The 18,078-nt window shown below is 58.8% G+C and carries 15 protein-coding genes; 11 read left to right on the top strand and 4 right to left on the bottom strand.

The annotated features are described in order from the left end of the window. Positions 1–28: 28 nt before the first annotated feature. The 3 genes from E5K02_RS08675 (at position 29) to E5K02_RS08665 (ending at position 3,910) form a co-directional block, all read left to right on the top strand. Positions 29–877 carry a 4-hydroxy-3-methylbut-2-enyl diphosphate reductase gene (locus E5K02_RS08675; RefSeq protein WP_135394036.1) on the top strand — a complete coding sequence of 283 codons (849 nt, stop codon included), beginning with the start codon at positions 29–31 and terminating at the stop codon, positions 875–877. Between the two features lie 112 nt (positions 878–989). Then, positions 990–1,733 (top strand): fatty acid desaturase, encoded by a 744-nt coding sequence (locus E5K02_RS08670; protein ID WP_135394034.1) that lies wholly within the window; start codon positions 990–992, stop codon positions 1,731–1,733. 95 nt (positions 1,734–1,828) lie between these two features. Next, positions 1,829–3,910, top strand: coding sequence for an ATP-binding protein (locus tag E5K02_RS08665; protein WP_135394032.1), 2,082 nt, complete (start codon positions 1,829–1,831; stop codon positions 3,908–3,910). Here the strand turns inward: E5K02_RS08665 and E5K02_RS08660 are convergent. Continuing rightward, positions 3,885–4,628 carry a LytR/AlgR family response regulator transcription factor gene (locus tag E5K02_RS08660; protein WP_135394030.1) on the bottom strand — a complete coding sequence of 248 codons (744 nt, stop codon included), beginning with the start codon at positions 4,626–4,628 and terminating at the stop codon, positions 3,885–3,887. The two genes, E5K02_RS08665 and E5K02_RS08660, sit on opposite strands and share 26 nt — an antisense overlap. Before the next feature lie 260 nt (positions 4,629–4,888). Between E5K02_RS08660 and E5K02_RS08655 the strand changes: the two genes are divergently transcribed. Further along, positions 4,889–5,458, top strand: a complete 570-nt coding sequence (locus E5K02_RS08655; protein ID WP_135394028.1) for a hypothetical protein — start codon at positions 4,889–4,891, stop codon at positions 5,456–5,458. 82 nt (positions 5,459–5,540) lie between these two features. Here E5K02_RS08655 and E5K02_RS08650 read toward each other — a convergent pair whose 3' ends face one another. From E5K02_RS08650 to E5K02_RS08640, 3 genes are all read right to left on the bottom strand, one after another. Continuing rightward, positions 5,541–5,936, bottom strand: a complete 396-nt coding sequence (locus E5K02_RS08650) for a heavy-metal-associated domain-containing protein (RefSeq protein WP_135394026.1) — start codon at positions 5,934–5,936, stop codon at positions 5,541–5,543. Positions 5,937–6,020: 84 nt separating this feature from the next. After that, positions 6,021–8,318, bottom strand: coding sequence for a TonB-dependent receptor (locus tag E5K02_RS08645; protein WP_135394024.1), 2,298 nt, complete (start codon positions 8,316–8,318; stop codon positions 6,021–6,023). Positions 8,319–8,392: 74 nt separating this feature from the next. After that, the gene (locus tag E5K02_RS08640) at positions 8,393–8,848 is read right to left on the bottom strand and encodes a hypothetical protein (RefSeq protein WP_135394022.1); all 456 of its coding nucleotides are present in this window, start codon (positions 8,846–8,848) and stop codon (positions 8,393–8,395) included. A gap of 329 nt (positions 8,849–9,177) precedes the next feature. Between E5K02_RS08640 and mraZ the strand changes: the two genes are divergently transcribed. The 7 genes from mraZ to murD all read left to right on the top strand — a co-directional run bounded on the left by mraZ (position 9,178) and on the right by murD (position 18,025). Next, on the top strand, positions 9,178–9,654 hold the full coding sequence (gene mraZ, locus E5K02_RS08635) for a division/cell wall cluster transcriptional repressor MraZ (RefSeq protein ID WP_135394020.1): 477 nt from the start codon (positions 9,178–9,180) through the stop codon (positions 9,652–9,654). Beyond that, positions 9,651–10,583 (top strand): 16S rRNA (cytosine(1402)-N(4))-methyltransferase RsmH, encoded by a 933-nt coding sequence (gene rsmH, locus E5K02_RS08630; RefSeq protein WP_135394018.1) that lies wholly within the window; start codon positions 9,651–9,653, stop codon positions 10,581–10,583. The genes mraZ and rsmH overlap by 4 nt, the downstream gene beginning before the upstream one ends. Before the next feature lie 95 nt (positions 10,584–10,678). Continuing rightward, a complete protein-coding gene (locus tag E5K02_RS25755) occupies positions 10,679–11,341 on the top strand; it encodes an FtsL-like putative cell division protein (RefSeq protein ID WP_206025930.1) in 663 nt (220 codons plus the stop codon). After that, entirely contained in the window at positions 11,325–13,634 is a 2,310-nt protein-coding gene (locus E5K02_RS08620; RefSeq protein ID WP_135394016.1) for a penicillin-binding protein, read from the top strand. Before E5K02_RS25755 ends, E5K02_RS08620 begins: the two co-directional genes overlap by 17 nt. A 121-nt stretch (positions 13,635–13,755) precedes the next feature. Beyond that, the gene (locus E5K02_RS08615; RefSeq protein WP_135394014.1) at positions 13,756–15,204 is read left to right on the top strand and encodes a UDP-N-acetylmuramoyl-L-alanyl-D-glutamate--2,6-diaminopimelate ligase; all 1,449 of its coding nucleotides are present in this window, start codon (positions 13,756–13,758) and stop codon (positions 15,202–15,204) included. A 140-nt stretch (positions 15,205–15,344) separates the two neighbouring features. Next, complete coding sequence (gene mraY / locus E5K02_RS08610; protein ID WP_135394012.1) at positions 15,345–16,565, top strand: phospho-N-acetylmuramoyl-pentapeptide-transferase; 1,221 nt, start codon at positions 15,345–15,347, stop codon at positions 16,563–16,565. 92 nt (positions 16,566–16,657) lie between these two features. Further along, positions 16,658–18,025, top strand: coding sequence for a UDP-N-acetylmuramoyl-L-alanine--D-glutamate ligase (murD, locus tag E5K02_RS08605; protein ID WP_135394010.1), 1,368 nt, complete (start codon positions 16,658–16,660; stop codon positions 18,023–18,025). Positions 18,026–18,078: the final 53 nt, after the last annotated feature.

Here is an 18,078-nt window from a genome sequence, read left to right as displayed (position 1 = left end):
TTCCGTCCGCTTCCTTGGTTTCCGAGCTATGTCGCACCACCTGAGCGTCCGTATTGACCCCAATTCCGGCTTCTGTTTCGGCGTAATCTATGCCATTCAAATGGCGGAAGATATTCTCGATGAGCAGGGCTATCTATATTGTCTTGGCGACATTGTGCATAACGACGAGGAAGTAGAGCGCCTCGAACAGCGCGGCTTGCGGATCATTGATTATGACACTTTTGCTGGTTTGCGTAACGAAAAGGTATTGATCCGGGCGCACGGCGAGCCACCCAGCACCTACCAGACTGCCCTGGAAAACGACCTGATCCTGATTGATGCTTCTTGCCCGGTGGTGCTCAAGCTGCAAAACCGAATCAAAACCAGCTACGACAAGCAGGAGAAGATCTTTATCTACGGCAAGCACGGTCACGCCGAAGTGCGCGGACTGCTGGGGCAGACCAGCGGCAACGCCGTCGTGTTCGAAAACCTGGATGAGCTGCTCAGTCACGAGTTGCCGGCCAATATCACGCTCTATAGCCAGACGACGAAGAGCACTGACAGCTTTTACCGCATCAAGGGTGAGCTGGAGCACCGCGGCTATTCGGTCAACCCCAACGATACTATCTGCCGGCAGGTAAGCAACCGGGACAAGGACTTGCGTAAGTTTGCGGCCCAGTACGACCAGATTGTATTTGTATCCGGGACGAAGAGTAGCAATGGTAAGGTTCTCTACCAGGTTTGTAAAGACACGAATCCTAATACCCATTTCATTTCGAAGGTAGAAGAGCTCCGTGCCGATGTATTTCAACCAGGGCAGTCCGTCGGCATCTGTGGGGCTACCAGCACGCCCATGTGGCTGATGGAAAACGTGCGCGAGGCGCTACTAGCCATGTAGGCTGCTGGTGGACAACAAAGAATGTACCGACGAACTGCTTTCTATCGGAGTGTCGTACCGCAAACAGTAGCTACCATTTCTGTGGCAATAGTTCAGGAAATTACCTTCTTCTATGGTCCAAACTGCGCAACAAGCTATTCCTGTTTCTAAACGGGTGCTACCAGCCCCCCTTGGGCATACCGGGGTAGTTATTGCTTTGGGCATTCTGCTTACCTGGGCTGGTTTGCTTGTTTTTTTGCTGGGGTTTTACCGACCCGATTGGCAAACCCCCTGGCCATATCTACTGGTGTTGGTGCAAACTCACTTGTATACCGGGTTGTTTATCACGGCTCATGACGCTATGCATGGCGTGGTGAGTTCCAACAAACGGGTAAACACAGTGTTGGGAACGGTAGTCGCTTTTCTGTTTGCTTACAACTGGTACCCAAGACTGCTACCACGCCACCACCAGCATCACCGGCACGTTGCTACTGAGGCCGACCCGGATTTTCACGATGGTAAGCACCAGGGGTTCTTGCCTTGGCTGCTTCGGTTTGCTCTTAATTACGTGACTTGGTGGCAGATTGGGTTGATGGCCCTTACCTACAACCTGTTAAAACAGGCTTTCCCCGTAGCCAATGTTATTGCTTTTTGGATGGTGCCGGCCGTGTTAGCTACTGTGCAGCTGTTCTTTTTTGGTACGTACCTGCCTCATCGGGGCGAGCACGCCTCCGATAATCAGCATAAGTCGCGCACGCAGATACGCCACCACGTCTGGGCCTTTGTGAGTTGTTACTTTTTTGGCTACCACTATGAGCACCACGATCAGCCCTATCTGCCTTGGTGGCGCTTGTGGCGAACCAAGGAGCATGGGTGAAGGCGGGCCGATAAAATGCGGAATTAAGTAAATTTAAACCCGGAATGTGGCTATATTCAAGCAGCTCTAACTGTCGTTGAGCTCTGCTATCAGCCATGACGCGTTTTTTACAGCTTTACAGGAAAGTCTTACTTGCGCTGGGGCTAGTTGTGGCCGCAGGTATGGAGGCCAGTGCTAGACCTGCCACTGAAGTTGTTCGCGAGCAAACTCCGCCCTGGCAAGTCGGGCAAGGGGAATTGGCTTTAGCAAACCGGCCTGTGCCGCTCAATCCAGAAGCCCGGCTCCAGTATGGACAGCGTTTGTTGCAGCAGGCCAGCCGTCCAGCAAGAATACACAACCAAGCGCTGGGGCACCGAATTATAGCGTCTGCTCACCAGGAGTTGCGTCATTACAACCGTGCGGTCCGGCATTTCCGGCGGGCCCTGCAACTACACCGGCAGTTGCGTAACCGGCAGCATGTTGGGGTCGACTTGTTTTATTTGGGCGGCGCCTTACTTAGTCAGGGCGACACAGGGCAGGCTCGGCAAGCGTATCAGGCCGCGCTGCAGAGCTTTGGGCAGTTGCAACAAGCCACTAAAGCGGCTCAAGTGCAGGAAAGGCTAGGAAATTTGTACTCCCAACAAGGTAAATGGGCGCAGGCTCTGGCCAGTCAAGCCCGGGCGCTGCAAACATGGCAGCACTCCCACGACTCGGCCCGGGTAGCCTCCACTCTGACGGCTATTGGCAACGTATACCACCAGCAGCGGCATTTTAGTCGGGCGTTGTTTTACTTGCACCAAGCCCTGCAAACGGCGGGCAAGACGGATAGCATAAGACAAAGTGAGAGCCTAGCGGGGATGGGCCGCGTGTATCTGACGCTGGGCAATGATGAGGCGGCCCTCAATAGTTTTCGCCGCGCCGTGCAGCTACATCCGGTGGCAGCGGCGCCGGTCCAGCAAGCCAATCTTTACCAGCTGCTGGCGGCCACGCATGATTCGCTGGGGCACTGGGCGGCAACTGAGCAAACCCTGCTGCGCAGCCTACCCATTGCCCGGCGTGGGGGCTCGAAAGCTCAGTTGAATGTCATTTACAAATCGTTGGCTTCTCTGTACCGGCGCACGGGCAACTATAAGCAGGCTCTAGAGGCTACGACCCACTTTGCCGAGTTGCAGGACAGCCTCTTTGCCGATGAGCGCTCGGCTCAGGTTGCGGAACTACGCACCCGCTACGAAACCGAGAAAAAAGAGCGGGAAATACAGCTGCTGACTAAAGATCGGCAGATCCAGGATGCAATTCTGCGTCGGCAAAAGCTGCTGCGTAACGCTTTGGCAACCGGAGCATTGCTGCTGCTCATTATTGTGGCCGGGCTCTACCGGGGGCGCCAGCAGCAGCAGCGTATCAACCGGCTGCTGGAACGAAAGAATACGGCCATCAACCGGCAAAAAGAGGAACTGGGACGGCTGAACCGGACGAAGGATACGCTGTTTTCTGTGATTTCTCACGACCTCCGTAGTCCTCTGAGTTCTCTGTACGCGCTGCTTAATCTGCTGAACATGGGCGCTTTACCACCCGAGCGGTTGGCGCTGCACTCGGCCCGGCTTACGCGTGGGCTAAACAATACGTTGCTTTTGCTCGACAACCTGCTAAACTGGTCGGCTGCTCAGATCCGTGACGATAAAATTCGGCCCGAGCGCCTTCGCCTTGATGTATTGACGGAGGAGGCGGTAGCCCTGCTGCTAGCGGATGCTGAGCGGAAAGGGATTCAGCTGCTGAACCAGCTTCCTGTGCCCCTGCAGGTTCGGGCCGATATAAATATGGTCCGGCTCGTGCTGCGCAACCTGCTGGGCAACGCGCTTAAATTTACTCCCGAAGGGGGACGGGTAACAGTAAGTGCTGCCCGGCAGGGTGCCATGTGGGCAATAGCTATTCAGGATACCGGGGTGGGTATTCCGGCCGCAGCGCACGATAAGGTGTTTGGGCAGGATGGGGCCTTTTCGACGCTGGGTACCGCCCGCGAAAAAGGTACGGGTCTGGGGTTGCAGCTCTGCAAGGATTTTGTGGAGCGCAACGGTGGGCAGCTGTCCTTCATCAGTGAGCAGGGGCAAGGCACTACTTTCACGTTCACGCTGCCGGCCGCAGTTGGTAGCCTGACCGAAATACCGGCCGTCCGCGCTACTGAGGCTGCTGCCGCCGAATAAGGGAGCGGTTAACAATTCGCTCCGTTACCCGTTCCCGGTAGGTTTGGCCGAGCGGCAAGGCGTGGCCTCCTACCCGTACTTCCAGGTTGCTGACGGCCTCAATGCGGGCCGTGTTTACCAGGTAGGAGCGGTGGGTCCGCACGAACAGACCGGGGGGCAGTTGTTCCTCAATATTCTTAAGGTTGACGAGCGTAAGGTGGGTCCGGCCGTCGGCCGTATTGATCTTGGTAAAGTCTTTCAGAGCCTCGATGTAGAGAACTTCGCGGTAGTGCAAACGCACAAATTGTGCATCGGTACGGATGAAAAACGAGCCCCAACCCGACAGAATATCTTGGTTACCATCATTATCAACCATGCTGGTACGCAAGATGCCCGCTATCTTATTGACCGCCTTTAAGAACCGGTCGAGCGAAATAGGCTTTAATAGGAAGTCAATTACATCCAGGTTGAAGCCTTCCATGGCGTACTGCGGGTAGGAAGTCATCAGTACGACCAGAGGCGGATGTTGCAGGGAACGTACCAAATCCAGGCCGCTCAGGTGGGGCATGGTGACGTCCGAAAACAGCACCTGCACGTCGTGTTGCAGCAGATAGCGGTGTGCATCCAGCGGATCGGTAAAAGCCGCTTTCACATCGAGCACATCGGTCATGGCTACATACGCTTGCAGCAGATCCAGTACCAGTGGATCATCGTCGAGCAGCAAACAGCTAATCTTCATAGAGCACAGAGTTCTGATAGGGAGTGGGTGAATATAGATAGTTTAAATTGATTTGTGCTATTAATTATAAGAAGAAATCAATATTGGGCAGAGCAAAGCCTAGCTTCGGTCTACTTTTGGCAAGTACTGCTCTACTTTAAGGAGTTGGCATTAATGGGTTTACATATCTTTTGTTCGGGATAGCGCCTGCGTCTTATCTATTTCGGTTCTGCCTATTCTTTTGTCCGCAATGCTTGCTCCTACCAACACACCTACTTCCTATGAAACGCTTTACTCGTCCTACCAGCGCGGTCCTGCCGCCCGTAGTGCTGGGGATTGAGCTTACTATCGCCAATCACCAAGGACTACGAAAGTCGCTTCGCTCGGCTTTCGGACTGAATACCCGGGCCATAAACCTGCGCATTGATCCGGGCATGGACTTGATCTACTTGTGTGAAGCCACGCTGCCCAGCACCCTGCCGTGTCTTTCCAGCCTAACCCGGCCCGGAGTAATAGCCGTCATTTTGCGTTCTGTACGTCTGGAGTGGCACCCCGAACCCAACCAAGGTATTGGAAGAGGCACTCCGACCCTGGCAGCCCTGGAAAGTGGCAATTGCTTTCTGACCGCCAATGGCCGTAAAGTATCCATTGCTGCTTTTGCTAGCCGGCACGTGCACCCCACCAGCATAGTCATGGAAGCCCAAGGCCACCCCAACCTGCTGGAATACTTACGAGCCGACTATTTCACCCTGGAAATATCGGGCACCAACCGCCGCCGCCTCACGCGGCCCCTTGCTTTCAGCGCGGTCCTGGAATTTGATGTGCAATTAGCCCCCGGTGCTCACGCCTGAGTTAGAGCAAACGCCCAAGAACAAAAAAAGCCTACCCATGCAGGGTAGGCTTTGGGTATAGACAATAAACCCTCGACGGAGGCTACTTGTGGCCGGTGTCGGAGTGCACTTTGTTGGTTTTCTTGCAGCAGTCCGGGAGCCGCTCGTAGGCGCGGGCTTCGGCCGTTTGGTCGTCGGCATCGTAGCCGGTGCGCTGCACGGCCGTGCGCAGCGTAGCCGGGGTGGTTTTATCGGGGCGGTACGACACAGTCAGCACTTGGCTCGGAACGTCCAGATGGGCTTCCTGAACGCCCTTTTCGTAGGCCATGGCTTTTTCCAGCCGGGCTTTACACATGTCGCACACCGCCGATGTCTTGATCTGAAACTGCTCGGTTGCGCCCTTGGCACTAGGCTTGGCCGTCGGCGCCGTCTGAGCGAACGTAAACTGGGCAGACACCAGCAGCAGAGCCGCCAGCCAGAATGATTTGAAAGAGTTCATACAGGGGAAATAAACAGGGAAAGTCAGTAAGGTTCTGCGGGGATGCTTCCGTAACAAAGAGCTTGCCGGAAGAAGTACGATTTGCTAGTCAATTTTGAACCGCAGGCCCGCGTAGGTAAGGCGCCCGTAGGTGGGGCCCCAGACCATGGCCGCATCGAAGCCGGGTCCGAAGGGGGAGGAGGCCCCGGCAATGGGATCGGGCTGCCGGTAATCGGTTAAGTTTTCGACGCCAATGTACACTTCGAGCCGCTTGAAAGCCCGCGTCACTTGGGAGTTGAGCAGGGCGTAGCGCGGCGCATAGTTCAGGGTAGTTGGGGCCGCGCCCGCGCCATGCTCGTGGTGGCTGCCGGGGTTGTGGGCCAAGGGGCGCTGCCCAAACCACTGCAGCGTCAGGTCGCCCCGCCACTTGTCGAAGGCCGTAGCGTACCCGACGTTGGCAAACAGGCGGTGTCGTGGCGTCAGGGCCTTGGGGAGCAATTCTCCGGCGTACGTGGTGCGTACATCCAGGTATTTATACGCGGCTTTGGCCTGTAGCCCTTTCACGGGCTCAACCTGCACCTCCGTCTGGAAGCTGCGCGAGAAAGAGCGGCCGCCCGGCTCCAGGTTGCCAATCTGCAACACCGTGGGGGCCGAGTAGGCATCGGCTACCACTTGGTTCTGAAACTCGGTGTGGTAGTAGTCGGCCACAAAGGTGGCCGGGTGGCCGGCCACGGTAAAATACTGCGTGAAGCTACCACCGGCGTTCCAGGCCCGCTCGGGGCGCAGGTTGTCGGCCAACACAAACTCCCGGGAACTGACCAGCATGCCCGAGTTTTCGGCAATCGGGTTGGCAGTCCGAAAGCCCGTCCCGGTAGCCAGGCGCAACACAGTGTTGGGCGTTACATCGTATTTGACGTTGAGGCGCGGCGTCAGCACCCAGCTGTAGAGGTTGTGCCGATCCAGGCGCAGGCCCCCAACCAGCGTCAGGTTACGGGCGTTCTGATACGTATACTCGGCAAAGGCGCCGGGCACCCGTTCGTAGCGGTTACGGTGCTCACGCTCATACCGTTCCTGCACTGACTCGGCGGGATAGATAAAGCCATCCTTGTAGACCTCTTCGTAGTTGTCGTGTAGGTAACTCAGCCCGAGCCGGTAGGTGTGGGCCGTGGTGCCCAGCACGCTTTGGAACAACAGCGTAGCCAGGCCCGTGCGCTGGGCGCCATCGTAGCTGCGAATACCGTACTGGGAGTCGAAGATGTGGCTGGTGCCGCTCAGAAGCAGGCCCAGGCTTTGGTAGGGGCGGCCCGGCCAGGTATAAGACGTTTTGGCAAAGCCCGTGTAGCGGTCCGTGGCCAGGGTCGTGCCGTAGAAATTGCGGGGCTGATCCGGCCGAAAATTCACCTGGCCGCCTTCCCGGGTTTCACGCAGGGCCCCCAAGCCTACTTCCGCTACCAGTCCCTTCTCTGATTTGTACTTCCATTTATTGAACAGGTTGTACTGGGTGGCCAGGGGTAAATCCAGGAAGCCGTCCTGGTTGCGGTCCACGCGGCGGCCCAGGTGGTCGGAGTGCAGCAGCAGGGCTGTGCTCAGCTTTTTGCTCAGGGGGGCGGACAGATTCAGGTTCAGGTCGAACTTACCCAAATCGTTGCCATACGCATTGAACAGGAGACGCTCGGCTTTGTCGGGCTCTTTCAAACGTACGTTTACCTGGCCCGAAATGCTTTCGTAGCCATTCACGACCGAGCCCATGCCTTTGATAATGTCGATGCCCTCAATCCAGGTGCCCGACAAGTAGCTGAGGCGGTAGGGAGTGGAGAGGCCGCGCAGGGCCGGCAGGTTATCCACCGTCAGCAGGGAGTAGGCTCCATCGAGGCCCAGCAACTGAATCTGCTTGGCTCCCGATACGGCGTCGGTGGTCGACACTTCGACGGCAGCATTGGTTTCGAAGCTTTCGGCCAGGTTGCAGCACGCCGACTTGGTTAGGTCGCGGGTGGTGATGACCTGGGTGTTGGTGGGCGTCAGGGAGGAGTAGGCCGGGGCTCTTTCCTCAATTTTCACTTCCCCCAGCGCCACGGAGCGGCGCAGGGCCACGCGCACGAAAGCCTGGTCGGTGGCCCCGATAGTCAGGGTATCGGCTTGGTAGCCAAGGGCGCTGACGACCAAGCGGCTGGCCGCACCGTGAGCCGGGCGTACCAGGGTAAATTTGCCGGTGCCGTCGGTGGTGGCGCTGGTAGTGGCTGCTGCTAGCCAGCGCACTACGGCACCCGGCAACGGGGAACTGCCCGTGGCGTCCGTAATCTGGCCCTGCACGGGCGGAACAACAGTAGTTTGAGCACAGGCTACCGCGCTGCTCAGCACCAGACCCAGTACCGCGGAAAAGCGTTGCCCTAAAGAAGGCTGCATAATGTCAGTGGTTTAGAACTCTTCTCGTAGAAAAACCGGCGCAGGTTGCCCCAGCGCCTCTCGTGGAAGAAATTCTAAACTTGCCAGGTGCAAACAAAGGCCAGCATAGCCCGCCCGGCACGTGGGGGCGGGGAGGAGTTGCTGGCGTGCCACAGGGCCGGCCGCGACAACCAGGCCGCTAGCACCAGCTCTGGCCGTACCAGCGGGGGCAGCCATGCCAAAAGAAAATTCGGCACCAGTAGCTTGGTTTGCTCCAGGCTCGGAGTTGCCGCGGTGAGCTTGTGCAAGTGCGTGCCAAAATCGCAGCAGGCTTGCTTTACCTGGGCTTGGCCGGCGGGCTGGTGAAAGGTTGGCTGCTCGGCTTCGGCTGGGGGCGGGCAGTTGTGCTGAGGCGCACTGAAAATGATAGCGGCCGTGCGGTGCCCACTGCTGCGGCAGGTATGCGACTGCACCGTGAGCCCCACCGAAGTGGTGAGCACGAGCAGGGCCATAAACCCGCTGAAGAACCGCTGTAGCAGAGAGCATTTCACAGCTGTAAAGATACGAAGAGAACCGCAGAGGTGCTTGCCCAGTATCCGTCGTCAGGACCAGCGCTTCTTGCTAAGCCGCAGGAGTGAAAAGCGGCCAGGGTCCGGCGAAAGGCCGGAGGTTCCCGCCTGCCATTATGGCAAAAGTCAGGTTTATTTCTACCACTTCTTCCCACTGCAACCAGCGGCTTGGAATAAAAACCTGTTTAATCAGCCCAAAAACGCCCTTTTGCGTAGTGGTAGAAAATGGTAAATCGTGGTTGCCTTTTCCGGGGCATTGCGTACTTTTGCTATCATCCCATTCCCACGCCTCATCGGCACCCCTGGCATTTATGAACCTCCTCTCTGGCGAATATGAGTGCAAGCTGGACCCGAAAGGGCGCTTGGTGCTGCCCGCCAAAGTGAAGGGTAATCTGCCGGAAGCCTCGGGCAACCAGCTGGTGCTGGTACGGGGCTTCGAGCCCTGCCTGGTGCTGTACCCGCGCGAATCCTGGCGCGTGATTCACGACAAGGTGATGGCCCTGGATGAGTTTAATGAGGAGTACCGGCAGTTTCAGCGCAACTTTTTCCGGGGCATGACGGAAGTCGAGCTCGACAATATTGGGCGCTTTATGCTGCCCCGGACCATGCTGCGCTATTCCGGCATCGAGAAGGAAGCCATTATCGTGGGCCTGGGCAACCGCTGCGAAATCTGGGACCCGGAGAAGTACGACGAGTTCCTCATCAAAGACCAGCAGAGCTTTTCGAAGCTGGCTCAGAAATTTTTATCCACCGACACACCGCCCGCCAGCGGCCCCCTTGCCGCATGAGCCCCGACTACCAGAACGATACTGCCTACCACCGGCCCGTCATGCTGGCCGAGTGTCTCGACGCGCTGGATCTGCGCCCCGAAGGCCGCTATGTGGATGTGACCTTTGGCGGCGGCGGCCACTCAGCCCGCATCCTGGAGCGCCTGACCAGCGGCCATCTCTACAGCTTCGACCAAGATGCCGATGCTGAGCGGGAGGCCGGCCAGCTGGCCCGGCCCCAGTTTACCTTTATCCGGGCCAACTTTCGCGACCTGCACGCCGAGCTGGAGCAGCGCGGGGCGTTGCCCGTGGATGGCCTGCTGGCCGACCTGGGCGTGTCGTCGCACCAGTTTGACACGCCGGAACGAGGCTTCAGCACCCGCTTCGAGGGCCCGCTGGACATGCGCATGGACCCCGAGGGCGAGCAAACCGCTGCCGACATCGTGAATGGCTACTCCGAGGCCGAGCTGCACCGCATTTTTGGCATGTACGGGGAAGTAACCAACGCCCGCACCTTGGCCCATACGCTGGCGGCGGCGCGGCGCGGGCAGGAAATCCACACCATTGGGGCCCTGAAAAAGGCCATTGCCCCATGCACACCCCGGGGCAAGGAAAACAAGTATCTGGCCCAGGTATTCCAGGCCTTGCGCATTGAGGTAAACGACGAAATGGCCGCGCTGCAGGAGATGCTGCAACAGACAGCACAGGTGCTCCGCCCCGGCGGGCGGCTGGTCGTAATGTCCTACCATTCCCTGGAAGATCGGCTGGTGAAGAACTTCATGGCCAAAGGCAAATTCTTCGGCGAAGCCGAAAAAGACCTCTTTGGCCACACGCACACCCCTTTCGAGGTGCTCACGCGCAAACCCGTGGAAGCCACGGCCGAAGAAATAGCGCTCAACAGCCGGGCCCGCTCGGCCAAGCTGCGCATTGCGGTGCGCCGCGACGAGTGAACTACAAACTGGCCGGATTTTCGCGCCGCGCCGCTCTTCCCGTGCTGTTGACCCTGTAAGACCACACGCCAACCTCCTTTTCCTCTCCCGAGATTTTGGCTATCAATACCCTCAAACCCGTCGCTAATACGCCCCGCGCCAATGTGCCCCGGGAAGTAACGCCGCCCCCGCAGGCGACTCCCGAGCCTGCGCCCCTGCCGGAAGCGGAGCCCGCGCCCAAGCCCAAGCCGCCCAAGCGCGAAAAACCGGCTCCCCGCAGCAGCTGGAGCGTCTTTTCTTTGCTCGACCGGCTTACCAGCGTCGACAGCATCTTCCGGGAAGGACTGCCGGTGCAGTTTCTGCCCCACGTGCTGTTCATCATGTTTCTGATTCTGGTTTATATCGGCAACACCCACTGGGGCTACCGCATGAACCGCAGCATCCAGAAGCTGAAGCTGGAAACCGAAGACCTGCGCGCCGACTACACCACGCTGAAGTCGGACTACATGGAAGCCAGCAAGCAGAGTGAGGTAGCCCGCAAGGTGGCCGCCTACGGCTTGGTGGAAAGCTCCTCGCCGCCGTTCCGCATCACCGTGCCCGCCGGCCGCCTCGATGAGGCCGAGCTGGAAGCCATGCCCGTCTTGACGGCCGATTCGCTGGCTGCTTTGTCGGCCGCCGACTCCACGGCCCTGGCCGACTCAGTGGAGGCGGCCGCGGAGCACCCCACAACGAAGAAAACCACCAACTCTTCCCCTCAAGGTCATGAAAGGAAGCGTTAAAAAGTCCATCGTCACCCGCGTCCGGCTGGCCTTTCTGGGCGTCTGCCTGTTCTCGGCCGCCATCATGTGGAAGGTATCGCGCATCCAATTCAAGGAAGGCGAGAAATGGCGGGCCCTGGAGCAGGAGCGGCGCATTGTGTATCAGCCCGTGTTTGCCACCCGCGGCAACATTTACTCCGACAATGAAAGCATCATGGCTACCTCGCTGCCCTTTTTCCGGGTGGCCTGGGACCCCAGCGTAGTCGACGACAAGACCTTCCGGGGTGGCGTCGATTCGCTGGGCCTCATGCTCTCCCGCTTTTTCGGCGACCGGAGCCCGGAGGAGTACCGCCGCAAGCTGAAGAATGCCCGTGCGGCCAAGGCCCGCTACCTGCGCCTGAACTCGCGGCAGATCAACTTCCAGGAAAAGAAAATGCTGGCTCAGTGGCCCATTTTCCGGGCCGGCAAAAACAAAGGCGGCGTCATTTTCGAGAAGGTTGATAAACGATTCCGGCCTTTTGGGGGCCTGGCCCAGCGCACTATCGGCTTCCTCAACGAGGACAAGAACGGAGCCGGCCTGGAGTTTACCTACAACCGCCACTTGGCCGGCAAAGACGGGGAAGCCCTGTTTGAGCGCCTGCCCGGCGGCAACAAGCCCATTTACGACGGCACGGAAGTGAAGCCCCAGCCCGGCTACGACGTGAAAACCACCCTGGATATCAACCTGCAGGACGTGGCCGAAAATGCCTTGTATAAGTCGTTGGTTGATAACAGCGCCCAGTACGGCTGCGTGATTCTGATGGAGGTGAAGACCGGCGAAATCAAGGCCGTGGCCAACCTGGGCAAGGTGGCCGACGGCGTGTACCGGGAAGACTACAACTACGCCATTGCCGACCAGGGCCGGACTGAGCCAGGTTCTACCTTCAAGCTGGCTTCGATGATGGCCTTGCTGGAAGACAACAAGGATCTGTCGCTCGACGACACCGTGAATACCGGCCGCACGGGCTCGATGCGCATTGCGGGGGCCGTCAAGACCGATACCCACGCCTATGGGCGCCTGTCGGTGAAGCAGGTTATTGAGAATTCGTCCAACATTGGGGTAGCTAAGCTGATCAACGACCATTTTTCGGCCAATCCCAATAAGTACACCGACTATCTGAAAAGCTTCGGGCTCGACAAGCCCCTGGGCTTTCAGATGGCGGGGGAGGCCCGGCCCTACATCAAGGACCCGACCGACCGGTCGTGGAGCCGCACCTCACTCAGCACCATGTGTATCGGCTACGAGCTGAAGCTGGCGCCCCTGCAGACCTTGGCCTTCTACAACGCCATTGCCAACGACGGTGTGAAGGTGCAGCCCATGATTGTGAAGGAAATCAAGCAGGCTGATAAGGTGCTGGAGCGTTTCGAAACCAAGGTGCTGATTCCCAAGATCTGCTCGGAGGAAACCCTGAGCAAGCTGCGCCAGATGCTGGAAGGCGTGGTGCAGAACGGTACGGCCCGCGCCATTCAGACGCCCGACTATGCCATTGCCGGCAAAACCGGGACGGCCTGGAAGTTCAAGAACGGCCAGTATACCAAGCAGTATTCCACCAGCTTCTGCGGCTATTTCCCGGCCGACAACCCCAAGTACAGCTGCATTGTAGTGGTCGATTCGCCCAAAGGAGCCAACTGGTCGGGGGCGCAGGTAGCCGCCCCGATTTTTCGGGAGGTGGCCGACAAAGCCATGGCCCGCGACATGGCCAGCCAGCGGCCCTTGCTGGCCCGGGCCCCAACGAACAAGTCGAAAGTGCCCTATGTGCGGGCCGGCTTGCAGGATGAGCTGGCCCTGGTGTGCCAGAAACTGGGCGTGAGCAACCATTCCCAGGCTTCCGGCGACGACTGGGTGCGCGCGAATCGGGCCGACTCGAACGTAAATGCCGTGAACTGGAAACCGGTGGCCGTGCGCCCCGGCCGGGTACCCGACGTAACGGGCCTGACCCTGCGCGACGCGCTGTTTCTGCTCGAAAACCGCGGCCTGCGCGTAAAAGCCCTCGGCACCGGCCGCGTCCGGCAGCAGTCGGTAGCGGCGGGCAGCGGTATCCGGCGGGGCACCGTCGTAACGCTGGAGCTGGTTCCGATTGGGACCAAGTCGGCGGATGCTCCCAAAGCCTTGCCCGCCCCGGAACCTACTCAACTCACCGAAAACAAGCTGATTACGGCCGTAGACTTAGACGAAGCCAAGCGCATCAAGCAGTTGAAAGCCAAACGCATGGCCCAGCAGCGCCTCACGCAGCCCGGCCTGAAGCGCGCCGAGCCGGCCAAACCCCGCGCCTAACCTAGCGCACGGCGCCTTGCCCGGCCACGCCAGAAACAGTATTGATTACCCTGAAACCGCGGTTTAGCGCCGCCCCCCTTGCTTGACTTCCGCTGATAATCTTTCCCATTCGCTTTCCTTCTTGCTCACCGGCCTAGCGGTGCGGGCCCACGTTGGTCCCGCTGAGGTGGCGGTGCAGGGCCTCACGCTCGACTCGCGGCAGGCCAAGCCGGGTATGGTGTTTTTTGCCCTGCGCGGTGCCCAAACCGATGGCCACCAGTTCATTCCCAAAGCCGTAGAGCAGGGCGCCTCCGTGGTGGTGTGCGAGCAGCTGCCCGCCGCGCCGGCTGAGTCGACCACCTATGTGCAGGTGGCCGATAGTGCCGAAGCCATGGCCTACATGGCGGCTGCCTTCCACGGGCATCCGTCGCGGCAGCTCAAGCTAGTGGGCGTAACGGGTACCAACGGCAAAACCACCTGCGCCACGGTGCTGCACAAGCTGTTTCGGGAGCTAGGCTACCACGTGGGTCTGCTCAGCACGGTGCAAAACCAGATTGACGAGCAGGTAATTCCGGCTACCCACACCACCCCCGACGCCATCCGGCTCAACGAGCTGCTGGCTCAGATGGTGAAAGCTGGTTGCACCCACACGTTTATGGAAGTCAGCTCCCACGCCGTGGTGCAGCACCGCGTGACGGGGTTGGAGTTTGCCGGCGGCGTGTTTACCAACCTCACCCACGACCACCTCGACTACCACGGCACGTTCGATAATTACCTCAAGGCCAAAAAAGGCTTTTTTGACAGCCTCGGCAAAAAGGCGTTTGCCCTGACCAATGCCGACGACAAGCGCGGCCCGGTGATGCTGCAAAACACCGCCGCCCGCCGCGAAACGTATTCCCTGCGCGGTCCGGCTACCTTCCGGGCCCGGCTCATCGAAAATGCCGTGCACGGCCTACACCTCGACATCGACGGGCGCGACGTGCAGTTCCGGCTTATCGGCGTCTTCAATGCCTACAACCTGCTGGCCGTGTATGGCGCGGCGGTGCTGCTGGGCGAAGACGCCACGGAAGTGCTGACGGTGCTGTCGGGTCTGACCTCGGCCCCCGGCCGCTTCGAGCCGATTCTGGCCCCAAAAACGCGCATTACCGGCATCGTGGATTATGCCCACACGCCCGATGCGCTGGAAAACGTGCTCGATACCATTGCCGACATCCGCCAGCCCAGCCAGCAGGTGATTACGGTAGTGGGCTGCGGCGGCAACCGCGACGCGGCCAAGCGCCCGATTATGGCCAACCTGGCCTGCCAGGGCTCCAGCCGGGTGGTGCTCACCTCCGATAACCCCCGCTTTGAAGACCCCAACGAGATTCTGCAGCAGATGCAGGCCGGCGTGCAGGTAGCCGATCTGGGCAAGGTGCTCACTATTGCCGACCGGCGCGAGGCCATCAAAACGGCCGTAGCCCTGGCCCAGCCCGGCGACATTGTGCTGGTAGCGGGCAAAGGCCACGAAAATTACCAGGAAATCAAGGGCGTCAAGAATGACTTTGACGATAAAAAAGTCCTGCAGGAAATGTTTGACCTGCTGGGAAAGTGAAAATCAACCCTGCGCATTAGAATCCTTTGCTTGCCGTCTACTAGAAAATCTGCAAAAACGCAACAGTTGCCTAACCCCAAAAAAGCCAAACCTTTGCAGCTTGGAATAACCCCAACTGAGACCCGCTGACCCCCGCGCCAATGCTTTATTACCTGTTTACCTTCCTCGACAAGCACTACAACCTGCCAGGCGCGGGCGTTTTTCAGTTTATCTCGTTTCGGGCGGCCATGGCCGTCATTACCTCCCTTATCATTGCCCAGCTCTTCGGGGCCCGCCTGATCCGGGTGCTGCAGATGAAACAGGTGGGCGAGAGTATTCGGGATCTGGGCCTGCAGGGGCAGATGGAAAAGAAAGGTACCCCGACGATGGGCGGCCTGATTATCCTGCTGGCCATTCTGGTGCCGGTGCTGCTGTTTGCCAAGCTCGACAATATCTACATCGTGCTCATGCTCCTTAGCACCGTGTGGCTGGGCCTGATCGGTTTTCTGGACGACTATATTAAGGTGTTCCAGAAAAACAAAGAGGGCCTCAGTGGCCGCTTCAAGGTGCTGGGCCAGATTGGCCTGGGCATTACGGTGGGCTGGGTTCTGTTTTTCAGCAGCGACGTAACCGTGCGCCAGTACCTACTGCCCAACGGCCAGCTGTCAGCCGTAGACGCCAGTACGGTGTACCAGGATGTGAAGCTGATGATTACCACCATTCCGTTTGCCAAGAACAACGAGCTCAACTACGGCAACCTGTTTGCCTACGCCGGCCCCTTCTTCAACGGCCTCTACAGCTTCCTCTACATCCCCATTGTCATCCTGATTATCACGGCCGTGAGCAACGGCGCCAACATCACCGACGGCCTCGACGGGCTGGCGGCCGGTACGTCGGCCATTATCGGCGTGACGCTGGCCATTCTGGCCTTTGTGAGCGGCAACTCCATTCTGGCCGACTACCTGGACATCATGTTCATTCCGAACTCCGGGGAACTGGTAATCTTCTGTACAGCCTTCGTGGGGGCCTGCATCGGCTTTTTGTGGTACAACAGCTACCCGGCCCAGGTTTTCATGGGCGACACCGGCTCCCTGGCCATCGGCGGCATCATTGCCGTACTGGCGCTTATCATCCGCAAGGAACTCCTGATTCCGGTGCTCTGCGGCGTGTTTCTGATTGAAAACCTCTCGGTCATGGTGCAGGTGGGCTACTTCAAATACACTCGTAAGAAGTACGGCGAAGGCCGCCGCTTACTGCGCATGTCGCCCCTGCACCACCACTACCAGAAGCTGGGCTACCACGAATCCAAAATCGTGTCGCGCTTCTGGATTGTGGGCATCATGCTGGCCATTTTTACCCTGGTAACGCTCAAGCTGCGCTAAACTTTAGAACTCAGAAGTCAGAGCTTAGAACTTAGACTTTTGATCCGCTAGCTTCTCGTATCTGAGTTCTACGCTCTACGCTCTCAATTCTCATGTCAACTAAAATCGTCATTCTCGGAGCTGCGGAAAGTGGAGTAGGGGCCGCATTATTGGCCCAGGCAAAAGGCTTTTCCGTATTCGTGTCCGACAAAAGCCCGATTCAGCCCATCTATAAGGAGAAGCTGACGGCGGCCGGCATTCCCTTCGAGGAGGGCACCCACACCCTGGAGGAAATCCTGACGGCCGATGAGGTGGTGAAAAGTCCCGGCATTCCCGAAAAGGCCCCCGTTATTCAGGCCCTGCGGGAAAAGAAGATTCCGGTGATTTCCGAAATCGAGCTGGCCGGGCGCTACACCCAGGCTCGCTGCATCTGCATCACGGGCACCAACGGCAAAACCACCACCACGCTGCTAACTTACCACTTGCTAAAGGAAGCCGGTCTGAAAGTAGGTCTGGCCGGCAACGTGGGCTACAGCCTGGCCGAGCAGGTAATCGAGGACCAGCACGAGTACTACGTGGTGGAGCTGAGCAGCTTTCAGCTCGACGATACCTACGACTTCCGCGCCTGGGTGGCCGTGCTGCTCAACATCACCCCCGACCACCTCGACCGCTACGACTACTCCCTGGAGAAATACGCGCAATCTAAGCTGCGCATCACCCGCAACATGGACAGCAGCGGGTTCTTTATCTACAACGCCGACGACGAGGTGATTCAGCGGGAGTTTGCCTCTGTCTTCAGCCGGCCCAACCTGCTGCCCTTCAGCCTGCACCACCGCCCCGACTATCAGCTGGCGGGCTACTACACCGGCGAAACCCAACTCTGCACCAACCTAGCCCCGGGCCTGAACGAGCAGCCCGAGGAAATCAGCATTGCCAATTCGCCGCTTATTGGCCAGCACAACCGCCAGAATACCCTGGCTGCCGTGCTCTGCGCCCGGGTAGCGGGCTTAACAGAGCCGCAGATTGAAGCCGGCCTGGCCACTTTCCGCAACGCCGACCACCGCCTGCAACCCGTGGGCGAAATAGGCGGAGCCCGCTTTATTAACGACTCCAAAGCCACCAACGTCGAAGCGGCCTGGTTTGCCCTCGACGGGATTCAGCAGCCCATCATCTGGATTGCGGGCGGTACCGACAAAGGCAACGACTACAGCAGCCTGCTGCCCCTGGCCGAAAGCAAAGTCAAGGCCCTGATTTGCCTGGGTGTGGACAACGAGAAGCTCAAAGCCAGCTTCGGCGGCCTGGTGCCCCACCTGGAAGAAACCCAGAGCATGGCTACGGCCGTGCGCCGCGGGGCCGAGCTGGCCGCCCCCGGCGACGTGGTGCTGCTCTCACCCTGCTGCGCTTCCTTCGACCTGTTTAAAAACTACGAGGACCGCGGCCGGCAGTTCGCGCAGGCCGTCAAGGACTTGTCGGGCTACTAAGGGACTGTTGCGCCCACTCACGCACTCTTTGTTTCACAATTTCACCCCTTCAC

It is taken from the genome of Hymenobacter metallicola, assembly GCF_004745645.1.
GTDB classification, from domain to species: Bacteria; Bacteroidota; Bacteroidia; order Cytophagales; family Hymenobacteraceae; genus Hymenobacter; species Hymenobacter metallicola.
This window is presented reverse-complemented; position numbering and strand designations above follow the sequence as displayed.